Source organism: Vibrio sp. 10N.261.52.C11, assembly GCF_041471405.1.
Taxonomy (GTDB): Bacteria; Pseudomonadota; Gammaproteobacteria; order Enterobacterales; family Vibrionaceae; genus Vibrio; species Vibrio crassostreae_C.
Map to the genome: position 1 here is coordinate 1 of NZ_JBFROI010000018.1, position 1,033 is coordinate 1,033.

2 protein-coding genes are annotated in these 1,033 nt (G+C 41.8%); both read right to left on the reverse strand.

Going from position 1 to position 1,033, the window contains the following annotated elements; genetic code table 11:
- Nucleotides 1-518: IS630 family transposase (locus AB4323_RS07070; protein ID WP_372074427.1), on the reverse strand; the 518-nt coding region annotated here is incomplete at its 3' end.
- Nucleotides 484-972, reverse strand: a complete 489-nt coding sequence (locus tag AB4323_RS07075) for a helix-turn-helix domain-containing protein (RefSeq protein WP_017059446.1) — start codon at nucleotides 970-972, stop codon at nucleotides 484-486. The genes AB4323_RS07070 and AB4323_RS07075, both read right to left, overlap by 35 nt.
- Nucleotides 973-1,033: the final 61 nt, after the last annotated feature.

Below are 1,033 nucleotides of genomic sequence, written 5' to 3' on the forward strand. Positions count from 1 at the left end.
AATCCATTCCAAGCGCTACAGACCTTCGAAACAATATCGTTATAATCAATGAAGTTTTGGTTTGCTAGATAGTGTTGCCTTAACCAACTCCACACTTGCTCTATAGGGTTAAGCTCTGGTGAGTATGGCGGCAATTTGATAATACTGACATTATCAAATGGGTTAGCAATATCATCGGTATGCCATCCTGCGCCATCCATTATTACCACTGAATGACGGTCTTTTTCTGTGACTTTAGATATCTGCTCTAGATGGTTTATCATGATGTCTTTGTTAACCCAAGGGACGACCATTGCCTCACCAATCCCTCTCGATGGGCACACTGAGCCAAACAAATAAGCGTATTCAAATTGCTGCTGTTTTACTACGCGAGGTCTCGTTCCACGAGTAGCCCAAAGACGTGTTGTTGTGTTCTGCTGACCAAACCTAGCTTCGTCTTGAAACCAGACATCAACACTCTCTAGCCCAATATGGCCGGGGATCTTAAGGATCGTTTCGATTTGGAATTTTTTTAAAATCGTCTTGTATTTGCTGTGATTGTTTAGGGTGTTTGGAACGAGAAGTTATCCAAGAAAAACCCATGTGGTCGAGGAGATAATAGATGGAATTAGGGTGGTAGTGCTTGTCAAAGTGTTTAACGATGTAGTCATGTATATCGCTTCCAACAAGGCGGCCACCAGAAGGTGATTCAGCTTCTTTTTTTATGAAGGCACTGAGTTGAGCCCGCTGCTCATCGGTGAGGTATGCAGGCCTACCAGTCCGAGGTTTTTCTTGAAGTCCTTCTAGGCCTTCTTCAAAAAAAATCCGAACCCATTTATTGACACTGGTTCGACTGACTTTGAGAGATTTTGCAATTTGTGTACGAGAGAGGCCGTCTTTAAAGTGTGCGAGCGCAAGTAAACGCATCTTCATCTGAATGGTTTTTTGCTGGCTCGCAAGCTTTTTGAAGTCAGTGTTATTAAGGCTATCCATGGCTAAATTTCACAATAATTCATCAATCTTAATTAGATCACATTTTTACTTTAATTGGTAT

What these genes read in the sequence shown, in the direction of transcription:
- AB4323_RS07075 (WP_017059446.1), bottom strand. Translation starts at nt 972, where the DNA reads ATGGATAGCCTTAATAACACTGACTTCAAAAAGCTTGCGAGCCAGCAA.